This window comes from Lysobacter humi (ex Lee et al. 2017) (assembly GCF_054781815.1).
The window spans coordinates 352,278-375,003 of record NZ_BAAGTR010000005.1 but is presented as its reverse complement, the minus strand read 5'-3'; the positions used below and the strand labels follow the sequence as shown (position 1 = coordinate 375,003).

Annotated in this window: 33 protein-coding genes; 13 read left to right on the top strand and 20 right to left on the bottom strand. The window is 72.5% G+C overall.

From position 1 onward, the window contains the following. Both ACYVJJ_RS05490 and ACYVJJ_RS05485 read left to right on the top strand, forming a co-directional pair. On the top strand, positions 1–243 hold a 243-nt coding region (locus tag ACYVJJ_RS05490; protein ID WP_460831769.1), incomplete at its 5' end, for a LysM peptidoglycan-binding domain-containing protein. 123 nt (positions 244–366) lie between these two features. Continuing rightward, positions 367–513, top strand: a complete 147-nt coding sequence (locus ACYVJJ_RS05485; protein ID WP_460831768.1) for a hypothetical protein — start codon at positions 367–369, stop codon at positions 511–513. Positions 514–656: 143 nt separating this feature from the next. Here the strand turns inward: ACYVJJ_RS05485 and ACYVJJ_RS05480 are convergent, their stop codons facing one another. The 5 genes from ACYVJJ_RS05480 to ACYVJJ_RS05460 form a co-directional block, all read right to left on the bottom strand. After that, a complete protein-coding gene (locus tag ACYVJJ_RS05480; protein WP_460831766.1) occupies positions 657–1,013 on the bottom strand; it encodes a hypothetical protein in 357 nt (118 codons plus the stop codon). A gap of 120 nt (positions 1,014–1,133) precedes the next feature. Next, entirely contained in the window at positions 1,134–1,694 is a 561-nt protein-coding gene (locus tag ACYVJJ_RS05475; protein WP_460831765.1) for a hypothetical protein, read from the bottom strand. Between the two features lie 111 nt (positions 1,695–1,805). Next, positions 1,806–2,285 (bottom strand): cupin domain-containing protein, encoded by a 480-nt coding sequence (locus ACYVJJ_RS05470; protein WP_460831763.1) that lies wholly within the window; start codon positions 2,283–2,285, stop codon positions 1,806–1,808. A gap of 76 nt (positions 2,286–2,361) precedes the next feature. Beyond that, positions 2,362–2,904: a DUF6630 family protein gene (locus ACYVJJ_RS05465; RefSeq protein WP_460831762.1), complete on the bottom strand. Its 543-nt coding sequence runs from the start codon at positions 2,902–2,904 to the stop codon at positions 2,362–2,364. Positions 2,905–2,973: 69 nt separating this feature from the next. Continuing rightward, the gene (locus ACYVJJ_RS05460; RefSeq protein WP_460831760.1) at positions 2,974–4,647 is read right to left on the bottom strand and encodes a sensor domain-containing diguanylate cyclase; all 1,674 of its coding nucleotides are present in this window, start codon (positions 4,645–4,647) and stop codon (positions 2,974–2,976) included. A 225-nt stretch (positions 4,648–4,872) separates the two neighbouring features. Between ACYVJJ_RS05460 and ACYVJJ_RS05455 the strand changes: the two genes are divergently transcribed. Continuing rightward, positions 4,873–5,334, top strand: a complete 462-nt coding sequence (locus ACYVJJ_RS05455; RefSeq protein WP_460831759.1) for a WGxxGxxG family protein — start codon at positions 4,873–4,875, stop codon at positions 5,332–5,334. Positions 5,335–5,425: 91 nt separating this feature from the next. On the opposite strand, the gene ACYVJJ_RS05450 is transcribed toward ACYVJJ_RS05455, so the two are convergent. Beyond that, entirely contained in the window at positions 5,426–5,875 is a 450-nt protein-coding gene (locus tag ACYVJJ_RS05450) for a DMT family transporter (RefSeq protein WP_460831758.1), read from the bottom strand. Between the two features lie 175 nt (positions 5,876–6,050). Here ACYVJJ_RS05450 and ACYVJJ_RS05445 point away from each other — a divergent pair, with 175 nt between their 5' ends. The 3 genes from ACYVJJ_RS05445 to ACYVJJ_RS05435 all read left to right on the top strand — a co-directional run bounded on the left by ACYVJJ_RS05445 (position 6,051) and on the right by ACYVJJ_RS05435 (position 9,454). After that, positions 6,051–7,322, top strand: a complete 1,272-nt coding sequence (locus ACYVJJ_RS05445; protein WP_460831756.1) for a hypothetical protein — start codon at positions 6,051–6,053, stop codon at positions 7,320–7,322. Between the two features lie 73 nt (positions 7,323–7,395). After that, positions 7,396–7,758: a DUF1428 domain-containing protein gene (locus tag ACYVJJ_RS05440; RefSeq protein WP_460831755.1), complete on the top strand. Its 363-nt coding sequence runs from the start codon at positions 7,396–7,398 to the stop codon at positions 7,756–7,758. Between the two features lie 172 nt (positions 7,759–7,930). After that, positions 7,931–9,454 (top strand): S41 family peptidase, encoded by a 1,524-nt coding sequence (locus ACYVJJ_RS05435; protein ID WP_460831753.1) that lies wholly within the window; start codon positions 7,931–7,933, stop codon positions 9,452–9,454. A 115-nt stretch (positions 9,455–9,569) separates the two neighbouring features. Here the strand turns inward: ACYVJJ_RS05435 and ACYVJJ_RS05430 are convergent, their stop codons facing one another. After that, a complete protein-coding gene (locus ACYVJJ_RS05430) occupies positions 9,570–10,040 on the bottom strand; it encodes a YehS family protein (RefSeq protein ID WP_460831751.1) in 471 nt (156 codons plus the stop codon). A gap of 221 nt (positions 10,041–10,261) precedes the next feature. Between ACYVJJ_RS05430 and ACYVJJ_RS05425 the strand changes: the two genes are divergently transcribed. Both ACYVJJ_RS05425 and ACYVJJ_RS05420 read left to right on the top strand, forming a co-directional pair. Beyond that, entirely contained in the window at positions 10,262–11,104 is an 843-nt protein-coding gene (locus ACYVJJ_RS05425; RefSeq protein WP_460831749.1) for an N-acyl homoserine lactonase family protein, read from the top strand. Between the two features lie 177 nt (positions 11,105–11,281). Continuing rightward, on the top strand, positions 11,282–11,656 hold the full coding sequence (locus ACYVJJ_RS05420; RefSeq protein ID WP_460831747.1) for a response regulator transcription factor: 375 nt from the start codon (positions 11,282–11,284) through the stop codon (positions 11,654–11,656). Between the two features lie 80 nt (positions 11,657–11,736). On the opposite strand, the gene ACYVJJ_RS05415 is transcribed toward ACYVJJ_RS05420, so the two are convergent. Both ACYVJJ_RS05415 and ACYVJJ_RS05410 read right to left on the bottom strand, forming a co-directional pair. Then, positions 11,737–11,949, bottom strand: coding sequence for a DUF2256 domain-containing protein (locus ACYVJJ_RS05415; protein ID WP_460831746.1), 213 nt, complete (start codon positions 11,947–11,949; stop codon positions 11,737–11,739). Next, positions 11,906–12,094, bottom strand: a complete 189-nt coding sequence (locus ACYVJJ_RS05410) for a CPXCG motif-containing cysteine-rich protein (RefSeq protein WP_460831744.1) — start codon at positions 12,092–12,094, stop codon at positions 11,906–11,908. Before ACYVJJ_RS05410 ends, ACYVJJ_RS05415 begins: the two co-directional genes overlap by 44 nt. A gap of 196 nt (positions 12,095–12,290) precedes the next feature. Between ACYVJJ_RS05410 and ACYVJJ_RS05405 the strand changes: the two genes are divergently transcribed. After that, positions 12,291–12,563, top strand: a complete 273-nt coding sequence (locus tag ACYVJJ_RS05405) for a hypothetical protein (RefSeq protein ID WP_460831743.1) — start codon at positions 12,291–12,293, stop codon at positions 12,561–12,563. Between the two features lie 432 nt (positions 12,564–12,995). Next, entirely contained in the window at positions 12,996–13,559 is a 564-nt protein-coding gene (locus ACYVJJ_RS05400; protein ID WP_460831741.1) for a nuclear transport factor 2 family protein, read from the top strand. Between the two features lie 70 nt (positions 13,560–13,629). On the opposite strand, the gene ACYVJJ_RS05395 is transcribed toward ACYVJJ_RS05400, so the two are convergent. Together ACYVJJ_RS05395 and ACYVJJ_RS05390 are read right to left on the bottom strand one after the other, a co-directional pair. Then, entirely contained in the window at positions 13,630–14,295 is a 666-nt protein-coding gene (locus ACYVJJ_RS05395) for a CPBP family intramembrane glutamic endopeptidase (RefSeq protein ID WP_460831740.1), read from the bottom strand. Positions 14,296–14,450: 155 nt separating this feature from the next. Further along, positions 14,451–15,158: a hypothetical protein gene (locus ACYVJJ_RS05390; protein ID WP_460831738.1), complete on the bottom strand. Its 708-nt coding sequence runs from the start codon at positions 15,156–15,158 to the stop codon at positions 14,451–14,453. Between the two features lie 104 nt (positions 15,159–15,262). Between ACYVJJ_RS05390 and ACYVJJ_RS05385 the strand changes: the two genes are divergently transcribed. Then, positions 15,263–15,640 (top strand): hypothetical protein, encoded by a 378-nt coding sequence (locus ACYVJJ_RS05385; RefSeq protein ID WP_460831737.1) that lies wholly within the window; start codon positions 15,263–15,265, stop codon positions 15,638–15,640. A gap of 116 nt (positions 15,641–15,756) precedes the next feature. On the opposite strand, the gene ACYVJJ_RS05380 is transcribed toward ACYVJJ_RS05385, so the two are convergent. From ACYVJJ_RS05380 to ACYVJJ_RS05360, 5 genes are all read right to left on the bottom strand, one after another. Further along, on the bottom strand, positions 15,757–16,287 hold the full coding sequence (locus ACYVJJ_RS05380; protein WP_460831736.1) for a hypothetical protein: 531 nt from the start codon (positions 16,285–16,287) through the stop codon (positions 15,757–15,759). 204 nt (positions 16,288–16,491) lie between these two features. Continuing rightward, positions 16,492–17,043 carry a YdeI/OmpD-associated family protein gene (locus tag ACYVJJ_RS05375; RefSeq protein WP_460831734.1) on the bottom strand — a complete coding sequence of 184 codons (552 nt, stop codon included), beginning with the start codon at positions 17,041–17,043 and terminating at the stop codon, positions 16,492–16,494. Positions 17,044–17,097: 54 nt separating this feature from the next. Continuing rightward, complete coding sequence (locus ACYVJJ_RS05370; RefSeq protein ID WP_460831733.1) at positions 17,098–17,526, bottom strand: VOC family protein; 429 nt, start codon at positions 17,524–17,526, stop codon at positions 17,098–17,100. 90 nt (positions 17,527–17,616) lie between these two features. Continuing rightward, on the bottom strand, positions 17,617–17,994 hold the full coding sequence (locus ACYVJJ_RS05365) for a hypothetical protein (RefSeq protein WP_460831731.1): 378 nt from the start codon (positions 17,992–17,994) through the stop codon (positions 17,617–17,619). Between the two features lie 86 nt (positions 17,995–18,080). Beyond that, complete coding sequence (locus tag ACYVJJ_RS05360; protein WP_460831729.1) at positions 18,081–18,521, bottom strand: hypothetical protein; 441 nt, start codon at positions 18,519–18,521, stop codon at positions 18,081–18,083. 171 nt (positions 18,522–18,692) lie between these two features. Here ACYVJJ_RS05360 and ACYVJJ_RS05355 point away from each other — a divergent pair, with 171 nt between their 5' ends. Together ACYVJJ_RS05355 and ACYVJJ_RS05350 are read left to right on the top strand one after the other, a co-directional pair. Further along, positions 18,693–20,000 carry an aminotransferase class V-fold PLP-dependent enzyme gene (locus ACYVJJ_RS05355; protein WP_460831727.1) on the top strand — a complete coding sequence of 436 codons (1,308 nt, stop codon included), beginning with the start codon at positions 18,693–18,695 and terminating at the stop codon, positions 19,998–20,000. A 99-nt stretch (positions 20,001–20,099) separates the two neighbouring features. Then, positions 20,100–20,288 carry a hypothetical protein gene (locus tag ACYVJJ_RS05350; RefSeq protein WP_460831726.1) on the top strand — a complete coding sequence of 63 codons (189 nt, stop codon included), beginning with the start codon at positions 20,100–20,102 and terminating at the stop codon, positions 20,286–20,288. Positions 20,289–20,338: 50 nt separating this feature from the next. Here the strand turns inward: ACYVJJ_RS05350 and ACYVJJ_RS05345 are convergent, their stop codons facing one another. The 4 genes from ACYVJJ_RS05345 to ACYVJJ_RS05330 form a co-directional block, all read right to left on the bottom strand. After that, positions 20,339–20,689: a hypothetical protein gene (locus ACYVJJ_RS05345; RefSeq protein WP_460831724.1), complete on the bottom strand. Its 351-nt coding sequence runs from the start codon at positions 20,687–20,689 to the stop codon at positions 20,339–20,341. Between the two features lie 183 nt (positions 20,690–20,872). Then, positions 20,873–21,682: a S1 family peptidase gene (locus tag ACYVJJ_RS05340; protein ID WP_460831722.1), complete on the bottom strand. Its 810-nt coding sequence runs from the start codon at positions 21,680–21,682 to the stop codon at positions 20,873–20,875. A gap of 120 nt (positions 21,683–21,802) precedes the next feature. Beyond that, positions 21,803–22,108: a TFIIB-type zinc ribbon-containing protein gene (locus tag ACYVJJ_RS05335; protein ID WP_460831720.1), complete on the bottom strand. Its 306-nt coding sequence runs from the start codon at positions 22,106–22,108 to the stop codon at positions 21,803–21,805. A 107-nt stretch (positions 22,109–22,215) separates the two neighbouring features. After that, positions 22,216–22,605 carry a DUF2059 domain-containing protein gene (locus ACYVJJ_RS05330; protein ID WP_460831719.1) on the bottom strand — a complete coding sequence of 130 codons (390 nt, stop codon included), beginning with the start codon at positions 22,603–22,605 and terminating at the stop codon, positions 22,216–22,218. Positions 22,606–22,726: the final 121 nt, after the last annotated feature.

The window sequence follows — 22,726 nt, the reverse complement described above, 5'->3', positions numbered from 1 at the left end:
ACCCGCGCCACGCAGCCGGCGCCGGCCTCGCAGGCGCAGGCCGCCGCGCCGACGCCCACCGCCACCCAGCGCACGCACACCGTGTCCCAGGGCGACACGCTGTCGGAGATCGCGCAGCAGGTCTATGGCCGGGCGAGCGCCTGGACCCTCATCTACGAGGCCAATCGCGACAAGCTCGACAATCCGGACCGGATCTATCCGGGGCAGGTGCTGGTGATCCCCGACTCACCGCGCACCCACTGACACACGCGGCACCGGGCGGCATGCCCGGCCGGCGCCGCGCCGCACAGGCGCGGCGTGCCACGCGATACCCGATCTCCGACTCAGCACCTGCGGGTGCGACTGGACAGGTGCCCCATGCCCATCATGCGTTCCATCGTAAAACTCGCCGTCGGCCTCGCCGCCGCACGACTCCTCGGCAAGGCCGGCGGCCGCATGGGCCTGCTCGGCAGCGTCCTGTCGGCAGCGAGCCGCTCGCAGGGCAAGTACGCCACGAAGCGCCGCTACCGCTAATCGCGCGCGTCGCCAAGGCGCATGCTCGCTGCGGATGCGGCTTGCGCACCGCCAGCGGCATCCGGCGGCGCCGCCCGGCCGCGTTCAGGCCGGTAGGGCTCCGCGCGATGCGTGTGCGGTGTCGGTCGTCCGTCGCGCACCACTCAGGCGCGCCGCCGCCATGCGCCCACCAAGCGCGACAGCGCGTAGATCGCGATGCCCCAGGCGAGCGTATTGGCGAGCAGCAGCCCCGGGATCACGCCCGGCACCTGGACGGCCGCGCTCCCGAGCGCACGGCCGACCGCATTGTGCGGCGCCCACAACAGCCGTGAGACCGTGTCGGCGGCCTGCGCGAGTGCGGAGCGCGACGGCAGCCGATCGAGATCGAATCCGCGCGCGACGAAGGCGATCGCGAGCGAGCCGATGAAGTAGGCCGCGCTGCAGGCGAGCACGCCGCGCACAGGACGCGCGCGCCGCGCCGCGAGCTGCCTCCACGTGAGTGCGGGACGACCGGACGTCATCGACCCGACGCCGACCCGTGGGCACCATGACCCTGCGCGCCTTCGTGCCCGATCGGGTGCATCGGCCGCCCGCAGGCCGGCTGCGGGAGCGACTGCATCCGGCACGCGGGCGACAGGCCTTCAGTCCGCGACATGCACCGCACCCTCGCGTGCCGCGCGACGGAACAGGTGGGCCGCGCCGAGCCACATCGCCGCGAGCACGAAGCCCAGTGCAAGTGCCTGCCAGATGCCCGCGTAGAGCCCGTAGGCACCTGCGGCGAGTTGCGCGATCGCGGTGGCCACCATGGCGCGGGCAAGCCCGGCCGCCCGCAGGCGTGCGGCGATCGCGCCGACGATCGCGACGGCGAGTACGCCGAGGGTGATGGTGATCGGTGCGTCATCGCCGCCGTAGATCCCGACGGCGAGATCAATCCAGACCTGCAGGAACGTCGCGCTCGCGGCGACGGCGCTGGCCGCCCGGAAGGCCCGGCTGCGCGAGAGCCGCGTGCCGATCTCGTACAGCCCACAGACCGTCGCGAGCAGGGCGCCCATGACGACGAAGTCGCTCGCCGTCCAGTTCACCTCGCCGGTGAACCGCATGGCGACGGCCGGCAGCAGCAGGAGCGCCGTCGCGCCGCACCAGACGGGCGCGCGCCAGCGGTTCGCAGGAGGCGCGCGGAGGGTCATGGGGTCGTGCGGCATCGTCGGTCTCCGTGTCGGCTCGGACGGCTCGGCGTCCGGGTGCTCGGGAGGATCGCCGCTGCACGTGGTGGAACGAGGGCGTTTCGGTGAAGCGGGTGCGAAGTCATCCGCTCAGTACGGCGTGCCGTCGCGATGGAGGAACACCCAGCCGCCGGCCTGCAACTGCGCGGCGAGGTCGTCGTCGGGATAGGCGACGGCATCGCCCGCGCTGCGATCCCCGACTTCGAGGAATGACACCGGCGCGTCGGTCTCGTTGACGAGGTGGTGCGCATCGCCGCTGCCCGCGCGGAAGCCCGCGCACATCCCGGGCGCGAGGCGGGTGGCACCGGCGTCCGTGTACAGCGTGGGATGCCCGTCGAGCACGTAGACGAATTCGTCCTGCGCCGCGTGCGCATGGCGCAGCGCGGACATCGCGCCCGGCGCGAGTCGCGTGAGGTTCACGCCGAAGTTGCGCAGGCCGAAGCGGTCGCCGAGCACGCGCTTCTCGCGACCCTCCACCCGCGAGGCGAATGGCTCCGGATAGAGCGAGCGCTGTGCGCGGGGCGGTACGTCGAGCGCGGTGAGTGCGACAGGCGGCTTCGGAGCGTCCATGGCGGCGGCCTCTGCGGGAGCGAGCGATGCGCAAGTGTCGCGCATCCGCATGCGGCGCCAGCAGGCGCCGCGGTGCCTAGCCGCCCGCCGGGCGGACGTGCAGGCCGAGCGCGCCGGCGATCGCGCGCATCGCCTCGTCGTCGCGCCGGTGCGCGATCCAGCCGGCATGCTCGTCGGGGCCCGCCTCGCGCAGCCACAGCGTGTACTGGTGCTCGCGCAGCCGGTCGAAGGCGGTTTCCAACAGGCCGCCGAGATCCGCCCCGTCGAGGAAATCGTCGTCGGTCGGATCCTCGACGCCCCAGTCGATGCGCAGGTCGAAGCGTGCGGCGAGCTCGTCGAGGCTCTCGACCAGCCCGCGCGCATCGCCGTCGGCGACGTGGAAGCCCGAGCGCCAATCGATCACCTCGCGCAGCGCGGCGAGCCCCGCATCGACGTCCTGCTCCCCGCCCGTCAGCTCCTGCCAGGCCCCGAACTGCGCGAGCGCGGCGTCCTCGTCGCCCGGATTGATGAGCAGCAGCAGCTGCCAGATCACCGCTTCGAGCGCGGCCTCGTCGTCGAGGTCCGCGCCGTCGCCGAAGGCCTGCGCGAAGTTGTCGTCGGGGTCGAAGTCCGAATGCATGGCGGGCGTCGCGGGCGGTGGGCGCATCATCATGCGCGCTCGCGGCGTGCGATCAAGTCGCGGCGGCGCCTATGAAGCCAGCGCCTGCGGCACCTGGCGCAGGTGCGTCACCAGCCGCGCGCCGCCGGCGTCGTGCAGCGCCTGCGCGCCCTCGCCGGTGCGTGCCGCGAGCGCGGCGAGGTCGGTGCCCGGCGCGGGCCGCAGCACGGCCCAGCCGTCCCGGCCGTTGTGCTTGACCCAGTACAGCGCGGCGTCGGCGACCTCGACGATCTGCTCCCACGTCACCGGCGCCTGCTGCTCGAGCAGGTCGAGCTCGGCGAAGCCGACCGAGCACGTCACCTTCAGCGGCGGCGCGCCGTCCACGCAGAAGCGGTGCGCGGCGATGCTGCGGCAGATGCGCTCACCGAGCGTGGCGACGTGCTCGCTCGGCATCGGCCGCAGCACGAGCAGGAATTCCTCGCCGCCCCAGCGCACGGCGTAGTCGCTGCCGCGCACCAGCCCGCCGAGCACCTGCGCGAACTGCTGCAGCACGGCGTCGCCGGCCTTGTGGCCGAGCGTATCGTTGATGTGCTTGAAGTGGTCGATGTCGACCAGCGCGAAGAACAGCGCATGCGGCGGCGTGTGCGCCTCGGACGCCTCGCGCGAGTAGAAGCCCAGATCCAGCGGGAGCTGCTGCGCGATGTAGCGGCGATTGCGCAGCCCGGTGAGCGCATCGGTCTGGCTCGCATGCTCGAGCTGGCGGTTGACGTCGTCGAGCTGCCGGGTGCGCTCGGCGACGAGCCGCTCGAGCTCGGCCTGCTGGCGATCGGCCTCCACCGCGGCGAGGCGCAGCGCGCGCCGTGCGCCGACGCGCTGGTGATGGATCGAGGCCATCAGCAGCAGCGGCAGCACCGCGAACAGGTTGAGGAAGCCGAGCAGCAGCACGACGTCGAGCAGCGTCTTCGGCGCCTGGAACGCCGCGAGGCCCAGCCCCGTGAGCGAGGTCACCACGAACACCGCCGTCATCGTGCCGACCGCCGTCCACAGCCGGCCGAAGCGGAACGCGCTCCACAGCAGCAGCGCCAGCGGGAAGGCGACCATCCCGAGCGCATAGCCGCTGTTCTGGCGCCCGACCCAGTAGACGAAGGCGTAGGCCGTGGCGTAGACGAGCACCCATGCCGCTTTCTCACCGGCGCCGGCGTAGTCGGTAGTCGGCGGCGCGTCGACGTCGGCAGCGCGTCGGGTGAGCAGCAGCAGCGTCGGCGCGATGCAGACGATGCCGAGCAGGTCGCCCAGGGCCCACTTCGTATAGGCGGTGCCGGCCGCCGCGACCGGCACCATCCCCGCGACCACGAGGCCGAACGTGCCGATCGCCGCGGCGACGGTCGCCATCACCGTGGCGCCAGCGGCGAAGCCGAACAGGCTGCCCGCGCTGTCGAAGGCGGTGCCGCGCAGGCGGCCGGCGAGTGTCGCGCCGGCGAGGGCACCGGCGAGGTTGCTGGCCACCGAGAACGGAACGAAGGCCGCCGGAACCTGGGTGATCGTGAGGTGCGCGATCAGCACCGCGACCGGGATCACGGCGGCCCAGCGCAGGCCCGCGCCGCCGACGAGCGCGAAGGCCACGCCCGCCGCCGGCCAGAACAGGGTGACGTGCGACGGCCCGATCACGAAGGCATCGGAGTACCCGATGCCCAGCACGTACAGCGCGGTCCACAGGGCCGCGAGGCCGAGGGTGGGAAAGCGACGGAGCAGGGCGTCGGACATGGCAGGGACCGTCGATCAGCTGGGCGATCGAATGCCCGACGCGATGCAAGCCGCATGCCCTGCCGCCGCTTGTCGCGCGCCGGGATCACGATTCCGTGACGCGCGCCCGATGCGGTCCGGAACGGATGCACGGTCGATGGCGGCCCGTTGCAGGCGCCGACACTAGGCCTGCACAGGCCTGCGGCTAGCGTCCGCGCACGTTTCTCCCTGACTGGAGGTCCCACCATGCAGCATCCGAACACGCTCCGCGCCGCGCTCGCCGCCGCGCTCGTCCTCGCCGCCGCCGCGCCGCTCCACGCGCAGGACACCACCCAGGCCGCCGATCCGGCCGCCACCACCGGCGCGCCGACCGCGACCGATCCCGCGCTCGCGACCCCGCCGGTCGACGGCGGCGCGACGGTCGGCACCGATGCCACCACCACCGATGCCACCGCGACCGACGTTCCGGTCGACGCCGCCGCGACGACCGCCGCGCCCGTCGACGCAGCCCCGGTCGACCCGGCCGCGACCGGCGCAGTCGATGAGCCTGTCGACACCACCGCGGCGCCCGCGGTCGTCGAGGAGCGCGAGCGTCGCGGCTTCGACTGGGGCTGGCTCGGCCTGCTCGGCCTGCTCGGCCTGATCCCGCGCAAGCAGAAGGTCGAGGTGCATCACGACGCCCGCGGCCCGGGCGCACCGCGCGTCTGATCGCCGTCGAATGATGGGGCCCGGTCGCGCCTGCGGCCGGGCCTCGTCGTGTCGCGTCATCCCGTGCCGCGCGCCGCGTACGGCAGCGCCGTCAGCCGCGTCGCACCAGCACCACGCCGGCCACCACCAGCGCCGCGCCCGCCACCCGCAGCGGGCTCACCGGTGCGCGGGGAAGGCCCAGCGCACCGAGATGGTCGAGCCAGAGCGCGGTGAGGATCTGCCCGGCGATGCCGATGGTGATCAGCGTCGCGAGGCCGAGGCGCGGCGCCGCGTACGCGGCCACGCCGACGAAGATCGCGCCATAAAGCCCGCCGATCCACGCATACCAGGGCAGCGCGCCGAGCGACGCCATCGCCGGGCGATGGCCGCTCGCGAGCCAGACCACCGCGAGCGCGGCCGTGCCGACCGCGAACGAGACCAGCGCGGCGAAGACGGGCGAGCCGCCAGCGCGCGCGAGCAGCACATTGGTCGGCGCCTGCAGCGCGACCATGCCGCCGGCGACGAGCACCAGCAGCATCGGCAGGACGAGGGAAGGATTCATCGGCGCATCCACGGCGAGGGACCGGAGAGGATGCGGCATGCCGTGTCGGAGCAGGGCCTTGGTGCCGTCACGGTGCGTCCGCCATCGTCCACCTACGCTGGACTCGGCCGCTGAGCAGCGGACGCGTGCACGCCCTCCGCCCCGTGCACCGCGGCATCGCCAGCGGGCGGCGACCATGGACGACCTCGTGACCCATGCGACACCGCTCGCGATCCTCGCCGATCGCCTCGACGAACGACGCTCCCGCATCCTCGAGCAGTGGCGCGCGCGCGTGCACGGCGACCCGGCGCTCGCGGCAACCTCCGACTGGACGCGCAAGCAGTTCTACGACCACTTCCCGGACGTGCTCGAGGCCTACGGGCGTCTGCTGCGCGTCTGGCCCGCGTCGTCGCCCGTCGCCGAGGCCGACCAGTTCCGGCATGCCCATGCGCACGCGAAGACGCGCTGGCTGCAGGGCTATTCCCTGCGCGACCTGATCCGCGAATGGGGTCATTTCAATACCGCGTTCGGCCTGGAGTTCCACGCCGCGCGCGAGGCCTCGGCCGAAGTACCCGCGCGGGACGTCGCGCTCGCCGGCACGCTGTGGTCCGACCTCGTCGGCGAGCAACTCGCCGAGAGCGCGGCCGAGTACGAGCGTCTGCATCAGGCGGAGGCCGCGACGCGCTCGGAGGAACTCGTGGGCCTGCTCGAGCGCCTGCGCCTTGTGGCCGCTGCACGTGCGCGCAGCTTCGATGGCGCGGTGCAGGGGCTGCGCAACGAGCTCTCCGCGGTGGTGACGTCGACGGTGCTCGCCGGCGGCGCGGCGACTGACAGCGAGCGCGTCGAGCTGCAGACGATCGCGCGCGACGGGCTCGCCGCGCTCGACAGCGCGCTCGGCGACCTGCTGCTGCTCTCGCGCCTGGAGGCCGGCCTGGAGACACGGGAGATCGGCACCTTCGACGCCAGCGAGGCGCTGGTGCAGCTCCTCGCCGGGTTCGCCCAGCGCGAGCCCGGCGCCGGTGGACAGCTCACCTGGGCCGGGCCCGAACCCTATCCGGTGCAGGGCGACGTCGCGCGCCTGCGGCTGGTCGCACGGCACCTGCTGCTCGCCTCGCTGCAATCGGGCGCGCCCGGGCCGATCGACGTCGAATGGGGCGACGATGCGCGCGAGCCGACCCGCTGGACGCTGCTGATCCGCCAGCACACCGGCACCGCCGCCGCACGCACCAGCCCGCCGATCGCACGCGTGATCGCCGAGGCGACCGAGCACGCGGAGCAGGCGGCCGGCGTGCCCGCGACCGGCTACGAGCAGGCGCTCGCCGAAGGGCGCGTGCCCGTCGCCGAGAAGGACGGCGTGCACCTGCTGATCGCCAAGCACCTGTGCGAGGTGCTCGCCGCGGGCATCGAGCTCTCCGCCGACGAGGGCGTCGTCGCGTTCCGCATCAGCCTGCCGCGCAGCTACGACTGAGCCGCCGACGGGCGGTCGGCGCAGGCGGCGCGTCTGCGCCCACGCTGCGGAGCCCACCGCCCGGAGACCCCGCATGTACCTCGATGGATTCGTACTGCCCCTGCGCGAGGACCGCCTCGGCGACTACACCACGATGGCGCAGACCTTCGCGCGCAAGGCCGCCGCGCTCGGTGCGCTCGGCGCGGTGGAGGCGCTCGGCGATGGCCTGGAGCATGGACACACCACCGACTTCTTCCGGGCGGTGAAGGCGGAAGACGGCGAGAACGTGGTGTTCTCGTTCGTGCTCTGGCCCGACAAGGCCACCCGCGACGCCGGCTGGGCGAAGCTCATGGCCGATCCCGAGATGCAGCCCGACGTGATGCCGATGCCCTTCGACGGCAAGCGCATGTTTTGGGGCGGCTTCGTGCCGTTCGTGAATTCGACCGGGCTCGGCTGACGCGAAACGGCGCCGACGTCCGTACATCGGACCTAGGCGCCGCGGCATCGGCGCGACCTGCCGTCGGCGCGAGGCGGCCCGGTCGCGCCCGTCCGCCGAGCGGTCTGCACCGCGTGCCTCCCGCCCCTATGCTCGGCCGGGCGCAGCCTCGCGCCCTGCATCGGAGCCCGCCATGCCGAACCTGCGCGCCGTACGGCGTGTGCTCCTCTGCGTCGTTGCGACCCTGTCGCTGCTCGGCGGCACGGCCGCCGCGCAGCCGGCGCCACCGCTGCAGGCCGACACGGTCCTCGCGCGCGACGCGCTGCTCCACGATGTCGCGATCCTCGAGCAGGCTTACGAGGCGCTCCATCCCGGCCTGCACCGCTACAACACGCCGCGGCAGATGCGCGCCCGCTTCGCCGCGTTGCGCGCCGAATTCGATCGCGACCGCACGCTGGGCGATGCCTACCTCGCGCTGTCGCGCTTCGCCGCCACGATCCGCTGCGGCCACACGTACGCGAACTTCTACAACCAGTCCGAGGCGGTGCAGAAGGCGCTGTTCGAGGGCGACGACCGCGTGCCGTTCCACTTCGTCTGGCGCGGCGGGCGCATGGTGGTGACGCGCGACTTCTCGGGCGATCCGCTCGTCCGGCCCGGCACCGAGGTGCTCGCGATCGACGGCGTGCGCAGCGACGTGCTGCTCGCGCGCCTGATGGCGGTCGCGCGGGCCGATGGCCACAACGACGCCAAGCGCCGCGCACTGCTCGCCGTGCAGGGCACCGACCGCTACGAGACCTTCGACGTGTTCCTGCCCCGCGTGCTGCCCAGCCGCGACGGCGTGCGCCGCTACGCGCTGCGCGCACCGGGCGCGCGAGGCGTCGTGGAACGGCGCCTGGCGCCGCAGACGCATGCGCAGCGCCTGGCCTCGCGCGTGCAGCCGGCCACCGACCGCAACGCGCCGCAGTGGACGCTCGACCGCAGCGACCCGGCGCTCGCCGTGCTGCGCATGCCCAGCTGGGCGCTATACAACTCGACCTGGGACTGGCGCGCCTTCCTCGCGCAGTCGTTCGCGCAACTCGATGCCGACAGCGTACCGACGCTGGTGATCGACCTGCGCGGCAACGAGGGCGGGCTCGGCGTCGGCGACGTGCTGCTCGCGCACCTGGTCGACAGGCCGCTCGACGTGACGGCCTATCGCAGGCTCGTGCGGTACCGCAGCGTGCCCGCGTCGCTCGCCCCCTACCTCGATACATGGGATCCGTCCTTCAAGGACTGGGGCGAGGACGCACGCCGCTTCGATGCGCGCTACTTCCTCGTCGGCCGCTGGAACAGCGCGCAGGCGCTGCGCATCGAGCCCATGGCGCCGCGCTACCGCGGCCGCGTCTTCGTGCTCGTCGGCGCGTCGAACAGCTCGGCCACGTTCGAGTTCGCCAAGCAGGCGAAGCAGGCGCGCGTCGCCACGCTGGTCGGCCAGACCACGGGCGGCAATCGCCGCGGCATCAACGGCGGTGCGTTCTTCTTCCTGCGGCTGCCGCGCACCGGCCTCGAGATGGACCTGCCGCTCGTGGGCCAGTTCCCCCTCAAGCCCGAGCCCGATGCCGGGGTGGAGCCGGATATCCCCGTCGAGGCGCGCATCGACGACATCGCCGCCGGGCGCGATGTCGAGCTTGCGGCCGTGCGGGCGGCGCTGGCATCGCCAGTGGCCGCGCTGCGCTAGTACGACGGCGCGGCGCCGCCGCCAGCAGGGTTCGCTGCCCGGCGCTCAGGTGGCGCAAGCCGCGATCCGCATCAACCGCCGCGAGGCCGCGATCGCGTCGGCGGAACCCGCGTCGCTAGGGCCCGCGGATGCGCAGGGTGAGCCCGCGCAGGAAGTAGCGCAGCAGCTGGTCGCCGCAGGGCCGGAAGTTCGCGTGGCCGGGCTGGCGGAACAGCGCGCTGAGCTCGGGCTTGGTCACCGGCCGCCCCGCGGCCTGGAACATTTCCAGCAGGTCCACGTCCTTGAGCTCGAACGCCACGCGCAGCTTCTTGAGCACGAGGTTGTTGGTGAGCCGCGTCTCCGGTGCGCGGGGCGGCGCGCCGTCCTGGCGGCCGCGGCGGTCGATCACCAGGCCATCGAGGAACAACGCCAGGCGACGATCGTCGAGCGGGGCGAACTCCGGCTCGTCCTCGCGGCGCAGGTAGGCCTGCACCTCGGCGCGCTCGATCTCGAACGCGGGATCGGCCAGGCGCATGAGCTCGGCGACGTGCACGTCGCCAAGGTCGAGCATGTAGCGCAGGCTGCGCAGGACGTCGTTGTTGATCATGGCGGCGAGCAGTGTACGGCGCGGCGGTGGACGCGCCGGCGATCGCCGCCGCGCAGTGTCGTGAAACGGGGCACGCGGGTGGGGCTGTACGTCCGGTTCGATCCCGCGCCGCGCCGCGGGACAGGCGACACGCGCAGCCGGCATGATCGGCATCGGTCCGGCGTCGCGCCGGTCGCGTCCCTCGCTTCGCCGCGTCGCCCGCGCGGCCCCTCGGAGGCTCCATGTCGATCCCGTTCCCCCACCTGCGCCGCCTGCTCGCTGCTGCACTCTTCGGCAGTACCGCCTTCGCCGCGAATGCCGCCGATGTCGCGCTCGCGCGGCTCGACTGCGGTGGCCAGCCCGAGCCCGTCAGCGTCGCCTCGTTCTCCGACACGCTCGAGCATCCCGACCTCAAGCTGCCGCTGGTCTACAGCTGCTACCTCGTGCGCCACGGCGACCGCTACCTCGTCTGGGACACGGGCAATCCCGCCGACGGCACACCGCGCGCGCCGAAGGTCGCGCTGGTCGATCAGCTCGCGCGCATCGGCGTGAAGCCCGAGTCGGTGGAGTTCGTCGGCATCAGCCACCACCACGGCGACCATACCGGCCAGCTCGCTGCCTTCCCGAAGGCGACGCTGCTGATCGGCCGCGGCGACTGGGACGACGTGCGCCCCGAGGCCGCGCCGGAAGGCACGGATGCGAAGGCACACGCCGCGCGGCGCGCGCCGTTCGCGCCGTGGACGTCGGGCGGCGGCAAGGTCGAGCCGCTCGCGCGCGACCGCCGCGACGTCTTCGGCGACGGCAGCGTGCAGATGATCAGCCTGCCGGGCCACACGCCGGGCCACCACGGCCTGCTGGTGAAGCTCGCGAAGACCGGCTACGTGCTGCTCACCGGCGACGTCACCCACTTCCACGAGAACTACCGCAGCGACGGCATCCCGACCTGGAACACCAGCCGCGCCGATTCGCTCGCCTCGCTCGATCGCTTCAAGAAGATCGCGAAGAACCTGAAGGCCACGGTGATCATCCAGCACGATCCGCGCGACGTCGCCAAGTTGCCGGCGTTCCCGGCCTTCGCCGACTGATCGACGGCGCCCCGTCGTCGCCGACAAGGCGATGGCGGGATGCTCGGCCGTACCGTCGCGGCGTCGGAGGCGGTAGGCATTCGGCCCGCGCTCGACGCACGCGACGTCGGCTGCCGCGGGCGGCCTTCAGCCCTCGGCCGCGGGGCCGATAACCGGGACTCCCGCCGGTGCCCGCCCGTGACCCACGTCCTGATCGTCGAAGACGACCCGTCCACCCGCGACGGCCTCGCGCAGGTGCTCGAGCTCGAGGGCTTCAGCGTGAGCCGCGCGGAGAACGGGCGCGTCGCGCTCTCGCTGCTGCAGGCCGGCCTGCGGCCGGGCGTGATCGTGCTCGACCTCGTCATGCCGGTGATGGACGGGCTGCGCTTCCTGAAGGGCCTGCGCGCCACGCAGCACGCGCCGGTGCCGGTGCTCGTGGTGACCGCGGTGGGCGACCAGGTCGATCTCGAGAACCTCGCGCTCGACATCGGCTGCCCGGTGTTCTCCAAGACCGGGCCGATCGAGCCGTTGCTGGAGGCATTGCGGCAGGTCGGCTCGTCCACGCGCGAGTGAGCCTGCCGCGCGCAGGCCGGCCCTCGGCGCGATCACCGCGGACGTGGGCGACCGCCGTTCGTTCGGCCCGATGAGCGACGTCATGCCGGCCCGGGGCGCCGCGGCGCCGGGATCCCGCGCGGCGTGCCCTTGCGACATGCATCGGAGCAGTACTTCACCGCGTCCCAGTCGCGCGCCCATTTGCGGCGCCACTCGAACGGACGCCGGCAGACCGGGCACGTCTTGCTCGGGCGCGGCGTAGGCACTGCGCTAGGCGTCGGACTCGGAGCGCACGCGCACGTCGGCTTCGCCATCGTCGTCGATCGCGACCACGACGACGATCGGTCGGCAGCAGACCGCGCAATCCTCGATGTAGCACTGCGCGCCCGCGCTCGGATCGACGACGAGGCCGATCGGCTCGCCGCAGTAGGGACAATCGACATCGCAGGTGGAGAGCATGTGCGGGGGCCTCGTCGGAGGCAGGCATCGTGGCCGCCGGGGCGGCGGTGGTGCGTCAGGGTGGGCGCCCGCGATCATCCTGCAGGTGCCGCGCGATCGCGAGGGCCACGGCGCCGCGGGCGCTCCACTCGCGATCCTTCCGGCCGTTGCCTCCGCCGCAGGCGGCTAGACTGGCGACCCGCCTGGAATTCCCCCGATGACGGACGCCTCCGGCGACCCGCTGTTCCGCCTCTACGGCGAGATGGCCGCAGTGAAGGCCGTGCTCGGCGTGCTGCTGCCGCTGAGCCCGCAGCCGCAGGCCCTGCTCGCGGTGATCGAGTCGCTCGAGCGCGCCACCATGGAGACGCTCGGCGCGCTGCCGGCCGGGCATCCGATGCGCGACGGCTTCCAGGGCACCCTCGAGAACTACCGGCTCATCCTGACCAAGTCGATGGAGGATGCGGTGCGGGCGGCAAACGATCCGGAGTAGCGCGCCGCGCGTGCGCAGCGCCCCGACGCGTGCGACGCCGCCCGCTGCGTGACGCGGCGCCGTCCATGATCCCGCGCCGGCCGGGTGTCTCGCGTGCGCAAAAGCACCGATCCCTCAGGTCGGCGCGAACGGCTTGGACGTCTTCTTCTCGTTCTTCGCCGCACGCTTCTCCTGCGGGGTCTTCGCCGCCTTCTTCTTGGTTTCCTTCTTGCGGTCCATGCCCTTGCTCATCGCGTACTCCCATCGCCGCAGCACACCTGCGGTGTGCGTGCAGCTTCGCACGGCTCGGTGAAAGCCGGTGTCGCAGGCACGGCCGGCATCGAGCACGACGCCCGGAACCGGTCCGCCCACCCGGGGCCAGCGCGCCGCCGCTTGTTGCACTAGTCTGCTGTTGCCCCGTTCCGGGCCGCTTCCACAGGCCGCATGTACGCCATGAGACCCTCCACCGTTCGTCTCGCGATCGCGCTCCTCGGCGGGCTCGCCGCATCCGGCCCCGTGCAGGCCGCCGGACCCGCGACGCCCGCGCCTGCGGAGATACGGCTGACGCCCGGTGCCGCGCCGGCATCGCCGGAGCTCGTCGCGCGACTCGCCGAGTTCGACCTGCGCCTGTTCGACGCGGTGTTCAACTGCAAGCCCGACGTCCTTGCCGGCCTCGTCGCCGATGATTTCGAGTTCCTGCATGACAAGGGCGGGCGCATCGCGACGACGGGCGCCGGCTTCGTCGAGAACGTGCGCGTCGGCTGCGAGCGCCAGAAGACCGGCGAGAACTTCCGCGCGCGCCGCGAGCTGGTCCCCGGCAGCATGACCGTGCATGTGCTGAACAACTATGGCGCGATGCAGATGGGCACGCACCGCTTCTTCGCGCTGCAGCCTGGAAAGCCCGACCGGCTGACCGAGACCGGCCGATTCGTCGACGTCTGGCGGCAGGACGGTGACACCTGGAAACTCGCGCGCGTGATCAGCTACGACCACGTGCTGGCCGAACCGCCGAAGTAGCGCGTCGCGATCTCCGGGCGCGACGTCCGAAATGCTCGCCGGCTTGCGGAGTGACCGCGCCGGTGCGGCGTCAGCCCGATCCGGCCAGCGAGGCGAGCGCGACCAGATCGAGCAGCCCATGGGCGATGACGACCGGCCACAGCCGACCCGTGCGTGCGAACCACCAACCGAAGACCAGCCCCACCGGAATGATCGACACCGCGCCGGTGCCGCCCTGGTAGAGGTGATACGAGACCCGCAGGGCAACGCTGACGTTCACCGCGAAGGCGATGCTGTGCCTGCGCTGCAGTGCGCGGATCACATAGCCGCAGACGAACACTTCCTCGAACAGCGGATTCACGATCGACACCGCGACGATCGTCGTCAGCCCCAACGCGCCATCGGTGACCGGCTCGAACACCGGTCCGGTTGCGCCGGCGAGCGCGTGTGCGGAAAAAGCCGCCACCAGCGATGCCGCCCACGCACCCACGCCCACGATCGCTGCGCTCGCGACGTCGCCTGCGGTGAAATCAAGGCCGAGATCCTTCGCCGTCCAACCGCGCACCGCCAGCCCGACGGCGAGCAGCGCGCCGACGATGATCTCGAAACCGACGAGCCAGGCCAGGCCCGCCTCGGTGAACACCGCGAGGTTCGCGGTCGGCGCGGCGGCGATCGAGAGCAGCCCGCCCACGATGAAATAGCCGAAGGCGATGGCGACGACCAGCAGGAATTCGATGCGTTCGGAGAGGGATCGCATGGCGGCCTCCCGGCCGGCAGGGTTCGATGGATGGCATGCGCGACGCGTTCGGCGGGACGGCGCGTTCGGACTCCCTTGCAAGGGCGGCTGCGATGCTGCGCGGCGCGAGGCACCAGCGGGAGGGAATCGCTCGGGCGTTTCGCCCGGGCTCGGTCCTACCTGCGATTGGCGGCGACCGTCGCCTCGACCCAGTGATCCAGCGCCGCGCGGACCACGCGCGCGTCCTCCCCGGCGCGGTGGCGGCGGAACGCATACAGGAACAGCAGGCGACCGCCGAGCGGGAGCGCCGCACCAGCGGATTGCAGCTCGATCGTACGGCGCACGCCGGCGACCTCGACCGAAACCGGCAACAGGACATGGAAGCGCACCGAGCCCGAGTCGTCGCCGTACGGCTGGAGCTTGCCGATTTCACCGAACGCCAGGTCCACGGCCACGCCCGCCGCGTCGCTGATGCGCTGGCTGGCTGCCGACTCCTGGCCGTCGATCAGTGTCGTCGCGTCGAGCGAGGCCACCTCGCGGATGATCTGCGGGCGCAGGGTCCGCCAATCGGCCTCGCCGAGGTCGACGTGCTCGACGTTGCGCATCACCTGCACCTGGTAGCTCACGTCGTCGACCGGCTGGCCGGTGAGCGTGCGCTCGAGGTCGCCGGGCGTGATGAAGGCTTCGACCAGGCGATGGGTGGTCGGCAGGCCGGCCTGGTAGAGGGTGAACAGCGTCGGCGCGGCCTCGCTCGCGCGCTCGAGCGGACCCGGCGACGCGATCGCGATCGGCTTCCCGCCGACCTCGACCGTGATCGCCTGCGCGCGGGCCGCGCCCGTCCATGCCGAAAGCGCGAGCAGCGCGCCGATCCAGATGTGCTTCATGCCGATCCCCTTATGCGGGTGTGATGCTAGCAGTCACGGCGCATCGGGACGTACGCATGACACCGCGTCGGCCAGACTCGTGCGCCCCCTTCCAGGAGCCGCCCATGCGTCTGTCGAGCCTGCTGCTTACCGGCCTACTGATCGCCGTCCCTGCGTCTGCCGCGCAGCGCGTCACCAGTATCCCCGCCGCCTTCCAGGGCGAATGGAACAGCATGCCGAAGCAATGCGGCAGCGCGCTCGATGACAGTCGGCTGGTGATCTCGGCCGGGACCATCCAGTGGTACGAGAGTCGTGGCCCGGTGCGGGCGGTGGTCGCGCAAGGCGCGCGCGAGATCGCGCTGATCGCCGAGCTGAGCGGCGAGGGCGAGCGCTGGCTGTCGATGTCGCACTTCCGGCTCGACGCGTCCGGACGGAAGCTCACCGACGTATCGAACGAGGCGACGCCGGTCGTGCGCCATCGCTGCCCGCGCAAGGCGCGCTGAGGCATCCACGCGACGCAGGACGTCGAACGCACCGGTGGCGTCGAGACGGCCCTTGTCGTTCTTGTCGACGGCACGCACGCGGCCCGGTACATGGGGCCGCGTGCGGTCGGCTCGCGTCAGAGCTGGCCCGCGGCCTTCATCTTCGCGGCGATCTCCGCGCCGTGCGCCTTCATGAACTCGATCAGCGCCGGGTCGATGCCCTTCGGGACTTCCTTGAGCTGGCCCGCCTCCAGCATGCCGTAGGCGAAGAAGGCCGCCGGGAGCAGCTGCGCCATGCGCGCGTACTCGGTCGGGTTCGTGCCGGCCTGGGAGAGCGCCGACATCACCGTCGGGTTCGCGGCCAGCCGCGCCGCGTGCTGCGCTTCGGTGTCGCTGGAGATGTTCACCGACACCACGTCCTCCAGCGCCGGATCGGCCTCCGTGGCCTTGCCGAGCGCGGCGGTCGCGGCGAGGTAGCGATCGACCTGCTCCATCGTCATCGTCTGCGACGCCGCCTCGGCGGCCGGCGCTGCGGGCGGAGTGCTCGCCGGCGCGGCGGCCGACGTCGGCACGCTCGCGTCCTGCGCCGGCGGCGCGGCGTCCCGGGTGCAGGCGCTCAGCGCGGTGAGGGCGACGAGGCCGAGGCTGAGGCGAAGGGGTGAGGTCATGGCATCCGGTCCGGTGGAAATTCGAGGAGCGCGCATGATGCCGCAAGCGGCCGTATCCGGTTTGCCCGTGTTCGCGGCATTCCTCGTCCCTTGCGTCGTATCCGTCGCTCGCGGCGTGGCGTCGATGCGACGCCGCGCTGTCGGGCGGCGTCGCACCACGCCCTGCCGACAGGCCGCGCGATGCCCGCGGGCTGATCGTCGCTGCTAGTCCGCCGCGCGCGGCGGCGCGAACGCCTTGCTGTAGAAGCCCGACGGATCGAAGCAGCACACGCGGCGCTTGCCTGCGGCGAGCTTGTCGCAGGCCTCGGCGATGCGCTTGCTGCGCGTCGATGCCTGCTTGGCCGACGTGATCCAGTGGATCCAGTCCAGCCGCGCGACGGGTGTCGTGCCCGCCCACGTGGCCGCCGCGTCCGCATGCGCCTGCAGCGCCTGTGCGAGATCGGCGGGGACCGCGGGCTCGGGCTCCTGTGCCACGGGCGCGAGCGTGATCGTGACCGTCGCGCCGGGCTCGACGCCTGCCGCCGCGCGCAGTTCCGCATCGACCTTCAGCCAATGCCCCAGCTCGCCGTCCGGCTCGAGCGTCGCGCGGAAGGGCGCGCCGGCGAACGTGCCGTCCACCGTCGTGCGTCCGCGTCGCGGCAGGGCGTCGCTCACGGCCTTGGGCAATCGCACGAATGTCCAGCCCGTGGCGTCGCCGGGATCGGCGGGGCGCCGGAGCGGTGCATCGAAGCGCGCGTGTGCGGTGTCGCGGGTCATGGGCTCGGCGGCGCGGGTGGTGTCGCGGATGCGTGTGGACGCGCCATCGGCGGGTCAGAACGTGACCGTCACCGATGCCGCGCTGCGCCGGGCCTCGCCATGGAAGACCGCCTCGATGTTGTTGCCGTCCGGATCGAGCAGGAACGCCGCGTAGTAGCCGGGATGGTAGGGGCGCTCGCCGGGCGCGCCGTTGTCGCTGCCACCCGCGTCGAGCCCGGCGCGATGGAAGGCGTCGACCGTCGCCCGGTCGCCCGCTTGGAAGGCGAGGTGGTGGCGCCCCGTGAGCCGGCCTTGCGCGGCCTCGCTGTCGGCGGTCGAGACGAACAGCTCGTCATACCAGAAATAGTCGTCGCCCTCGCCGCCGAGCGGCACGGCGAGCACCTGCATGATCGCATCGTAGAAGCGACGGCTCGCCGCGAGATCGCGCACGACGAGCTGCAGATGATCGATCAGGCGGCCGCGGTGGAGCTGCTGGGTTTCCATCGACATTCTCCGGGCGGGGAGCCGGCAGTCTAGGGCCGGCGCGTACGCGGCGGGCCGGCGCCGGTCGGCGCGCGCCGCACCGCGCGGCGGCTAGCGCGGCAGCGCGGAGCCCGAGGCCTCGACGCGCATCAGCTCCTCGAGCCCGGCGAAGCGGCGCACGAAGTCCGCGATCACGCGCACGTAGGCCGAGGCGACGTGCATGTTCACCGACTCGAGGCGCCCGCGATGCTCCGCGAGCCACTGCGCCCAGTCGTGGCTCACCTGCAGCGCCGCGCCCCGCGCGCGGCGCGCGTCGATGCGTAGGCGCACCGAGCCGGTGGCGGGCATGAAGGCCTCGAGGCAGCGCATCGGCAGCGCGCCGAACTCGCCGACGTCATGGCCCTCGATCGTCACGTGCAGGCTGGTATCGGCCTGGCGCTCGATCACCATCGTGCACGCGGCGGTGCGCAGTTCGGTACGTGCGTGCATGGCGGGCGTCGGAGGGGCGAGGTGCCGATCTTATCGATCGACACCGCGGCGGTGGGACGGCGCGGCCGGCACACGCCATCGGGCTGCTACTCGGTCTGCTGGCCATCGAGCCGGTCGATGCGTGCCACGTGCAGCACGTTTTCGCCGCCGCGGCGCATCTCCAGCCGCCCGTGGTAGCGCCCCTCGAACCCGGGCATTCGCCCGCCATGACGCCAGCCCGCCACCGCATCCAGCACGCGCGCCACGCCGGCATCGCCGTTCGGGGCGGCAGGCAGCTGCAGGACCACGCGGGTCTGCGGCTTCATGCTTTCGGTGAGCCGCAGCCGGCCGTCGCGCGCCGCCGAATCGATCCAGCCGCAGACGGGGACGTCGCGGCCGGCGTACGTCGCCCCGTGCGTGGCGAGGTCATGCACCCCGAGGCAGCCACGCGCCTGGAGGTCCGCGTCCGCGTCGTGACCGCAACCGGTGGCCGCGAGCACGCCCGCGAGCATTAGGGCGGCACGCGGCCGCGAAACGGTGGCGGGCATCGGCCGATCAGAGGAGCGCGCGATCGCGGTTGCACGACGATACACAGGGATCCCGGAGCGCGCCGCGCCCGGATCGGCGTGCAGCACGCGCGGCACCGGTGCGCCGACACGCGGCGCCCGCACGCCCGGCCCTCCGGCGTAGCGTCCACGAAAGCCCGCCGGAGCCTCGCCATGCCGACCCGCCGCCAGTTGCTCGCCGCGCCGCTCGCGCTCGCCGCGGCGTCGCTCCCGTTGCGGCTGCTGGCCGCCGTCGAGGCCGCCACGCCCGCCCTGCCGGACCTCTCGCGCTGGGACCGCGTGCGCGCGCAGTTCGACCTCGATCCGGCGTGGATGCATTTCGCCAGCTTCTACATCGCGAGCCATCCCGCGCCCGTGCGTACGGCGATCGACGGCTACCGCCGCGCCATCGACCGCAATCCGTACGTGGCCGTCGAGCACGGCATGTTCGGCCCCGACGCCGACAACCTGCCGCTGCGCGTGGCCGCCGAGGTCGCTGCCTACATCGGCGCGCGCCCGGAGGAGATCGCGCTCACCGGCAACACCACCACGGGCCTCGCGCTCGTCTACCAGGGCCTGCGCCTGAAGCCCGGCGACGAGATCCTCGTCACCGAGCACGACCACTACTCGCACCACGAGTCCGTGCGCCTGGCCGCCGCGCGCAACGGCGCGCGCGTGCGCCGCGTGCGCCTGTTCGACGACGCCGCCACCGCAACGCCCGACGGCATCATCGCCGCGCTGCGCGGTGCGATCGGCCCGCGCACCCGCGTGGTCGGCCTGACCTGGGTGCATTCGTCGACGGGCATGCGCCTGCCGATGCGCGAGATCGCTGCGGCGATCAAACCCGGCGGAGGCGGCCCGCTGCTGGTGCTCGACGGCGTGCACGGGCTCGGTTCCACCGACGTCGACGTGCCGGACCTCGGCTGCGACTTCTTCTGCGCCGGCACGCACAAGTGGATGTTCGCGCCGCGCGGCACCGGCATCGTCTGGGCGCGACCGGCGGCGTGGGCGCGGCTCGACCCGCTGGTGCCGAGCTTCAGCGACCTCGAGCAGTACACCGCCTGGGAGACCGGCCGCGCCCCGACCACGCCGACCACCGCCGCACGCGTATCGCCCGGCGGCTTCCATGCCTACGAGCATCAGTGGGCGATGGCGGCCGCCTTCGGCATGCACCGCGCGATGGGCCGCGCGCGCGTTGCGGGTCGGATCCGCGAGCTCAACGATCGACTCAAGGCGGGCCTCGCGGAGAACCGCCGCGTGCGCGTGCACACGCCCCGCAGCGGCGAGCTCTCGGCGGGGCTCGTCGCCTTCGAGGTCGACGGCATGGCGCCCGGCGACGTGGTCAAGGCGCTCGCGCAGCGGCGGATCGTCGCGAGCACCAGCCCGTACCGGGTGAGCTATGCACGTCTCGCGCCGAGCCTGGTGAATACCGAGGCGGAGGTGGACCGGGCGATCACCGCGGTGGCGGCGTTGCGCGGCTGAGGCACCGCGGCGGATCGACGCGCGGCCGATCGGTCCGCGGATGACGTCGATCACGCCGGACACGGCATCACCGACGTCGTCGTCGAAGGTCGGGACGCTGTGCATGACCTCCGCGATCGCAGGTGCGAGATCGGCGACGTCGCCGATGACGTCCGCGAGCTCACCGATGAGGTGCCGGACCTCTCGCACGACGCTGCGGACGTCACGCGAGAGGTCCACGGCGTCGGCGATGGCATCGCGGACGGGATGCGTGGGCTCGGTGCGGCGGCGCGCGAGGTGGGTGAATGATCCGGACCCCGCCCCATCGGCGGGCCGCCGACGAGCCGCTCAGTGTCGTATCAGCCCTGGCCCCACACCCAACCGGTCATCTCGACGGGCTTGCCCGCGGCCTTCGACTGGTCCACGTGCATCTTCAAGGCTTCCGGCGCTGCGGACTCGGCATAGCCCCCGTTGCATGCCGCGCGCTCCAGTGCGCCGCCGAGCTTCTGCTGCGCGAAGGCTTGCCACGCGGGGTCCAGCGCATTGCGATCGCTGCTGGCGACCTGCATCGGCGCCGAATAGATGAACTTCTTCGCGCCCTTCGTCTGCGCCCAGCAGTAGGCCCAGGGGTCGTTGGGATTGGCCGCCGGCGCGGTGCCGGATGCGGCGAGCAGGGCGAGCGCGCTCGCGACGACGAGTTTGGAACGCATGGGCATGTCCCCCTTTTTCCGCGCGGTATTGCGCGCCGCGAGTGTAGGGGGAACGCGCGCGGCGCGGCATGGGGCGCCGCGGGCCTGCATCGGCCGTCACTGCGAACGCGGCCTCGGCAGCCATCCGCCCGCCCCCGCGCGGTGGCGCTCAACATCGGCAGGCCATGGCCCGAAGGGGGATGGCTAGTTGCCTTCCGCCGCCATCGTCGTCTCCATCCAGTCGACGTACGCCGCCAGCCGCACCGCGTAGCTGAGCTGGCCGTAGCGGCTCGGACGGAAGGCCGACGGCTTGCCGTCCACGTGCTTCCACGACGTGAGGCCCGCAAGCTGCCATCGGCCATCGGCGTCCACCAGCACGGGGCCGCCGCTGTCGCCGTTGCCCGCCGAGCCTTCGAGCGGGAGCGCGGCCGGCGGTGCATCGAACGTATACGCGAGCCAGCGGCCCTCGGACCGCGTCAGCGTGTTGAAGGCCTGGCGCAGGTCGGTGCGATTCGGGCCGTGCGGATCATGGCCGTCGCGGCCGGTCGCCGTCGCGCCCTTGCCGATGATGCGGATGGTCTGTCCCACGACCGGCGTGCGGTGGATCGCCACGGGCGCGACGTCGGTCACCGGCGCGGCAAGCTGGATCAGCGCCACGTCATCCGACTTCGAGAGGAAATCCAGCACCTCGCGCGTGTCGTCGGCCTTCAGGGCCGCATCGATCATCGCCTGCGGGAGCTTCCTGTAGCCCGGGTGGAGGATCACCTTCGCCACCTCGCGCGGCACGCCGTTCACCACCACCACGTCGACCCGATGCTGCCACGTGACGGCATGCGCCGCGGTGACCACCCACCGCGGGGCGATCAGCACGCCGTGGCCTTCGACGGCGATGTCCGCGAGTGCGGGAAAGTCGGCCGCCGAAGCGCGGTAGCGCAGGTCGGGCACGTCGTCGCGGATGACGACGGCGCCGGCCGTGCACGTGGCGAGACAGAGCAGGAGCGCGAGGTGGCGCATGGCAGGGCCCGCAGAGCGATGCGCCCATTCTCGGCGGTGCCGGTCGCGTCGCCTAGCGTCGTGCGTCGCGCCGGGGTCGACGTGCGAGCACCCGCCAACCGGTTTCCCTCGTGGCTCCCGTCAGAAGTCGAACAGCTCGCCCAGCAGCGACTTGTGCTTCTTCTTGTAGTGCCCGTGCTGACCGGCATGGCCATGGTGGTCGTGCTGGCTGGAGTACCCGGGTTGCTCGCGCGGCGGGTACGTCGGTGGCGGCTGCGGCGTCGGGCGCGGCGCGGGGGCGGCCTCGGAACGCTCGGCGCGTTCGATCAGGCGATCGAGCTCGCCGCGATCGAGCCAGATGCCGCGGCAACGGGGGCAGTAGTCGATCTCGATGCCCTGGCGGTCGGTCATCGCGAGGTCGATGTCGGTGCAGACGGGGCATTTCATGGGTGTCTTTCCAGAGGGGCGACGGCGGGACTCTACGCTTGCGCGTGTGGGCGTGGTGCAGGGCTCCGCCTCGCGGTGCGACCGCCGGTGGCCGTTGCGCCCGCATTTCACAGTGAGGTCGGTTTGCTCATCTCGCGCTGCAGTTCCTCGTCCAGCGCCTTCGCCTTTGCGGCCGCCCAGGCCTGGCCGATCGACATGGCGTCCTGGAGCATCGCGGGCATTTCGGCGACGTATTTGCGCCCGGCGGGTGAGCGGAAGAACGCGTTGATGCCGCGCACCTCGTCGGCGGTGAAGTGCTCCGCATACACGCGGACGATCGCGTCCTGCAGCTCGGAAACGTCGAGCTTGGCGGCGAAGCGTTCGATGAGCGCCTGCTCGCGTTCGTTCCTGCCCTGCTTCTGCATGTCGAGCATGCGCCGCATGACCTGCCGGGCCATGTCCTCGGAACCGGTCAGGCGGAGGAGTTCACGGATTTCGACCGCCTCCTCGTCGGGCACGCCCGTGACCCGCGGCGCATCGGCGGCCCGGGCGGGCGCGCAGGCGAGAAGGAACAGGGCGAGAAGGGGGAGGTGGCGCACGCGGTCGATCCCGATGGATGCAGGAGCCGGCGACTGTGCG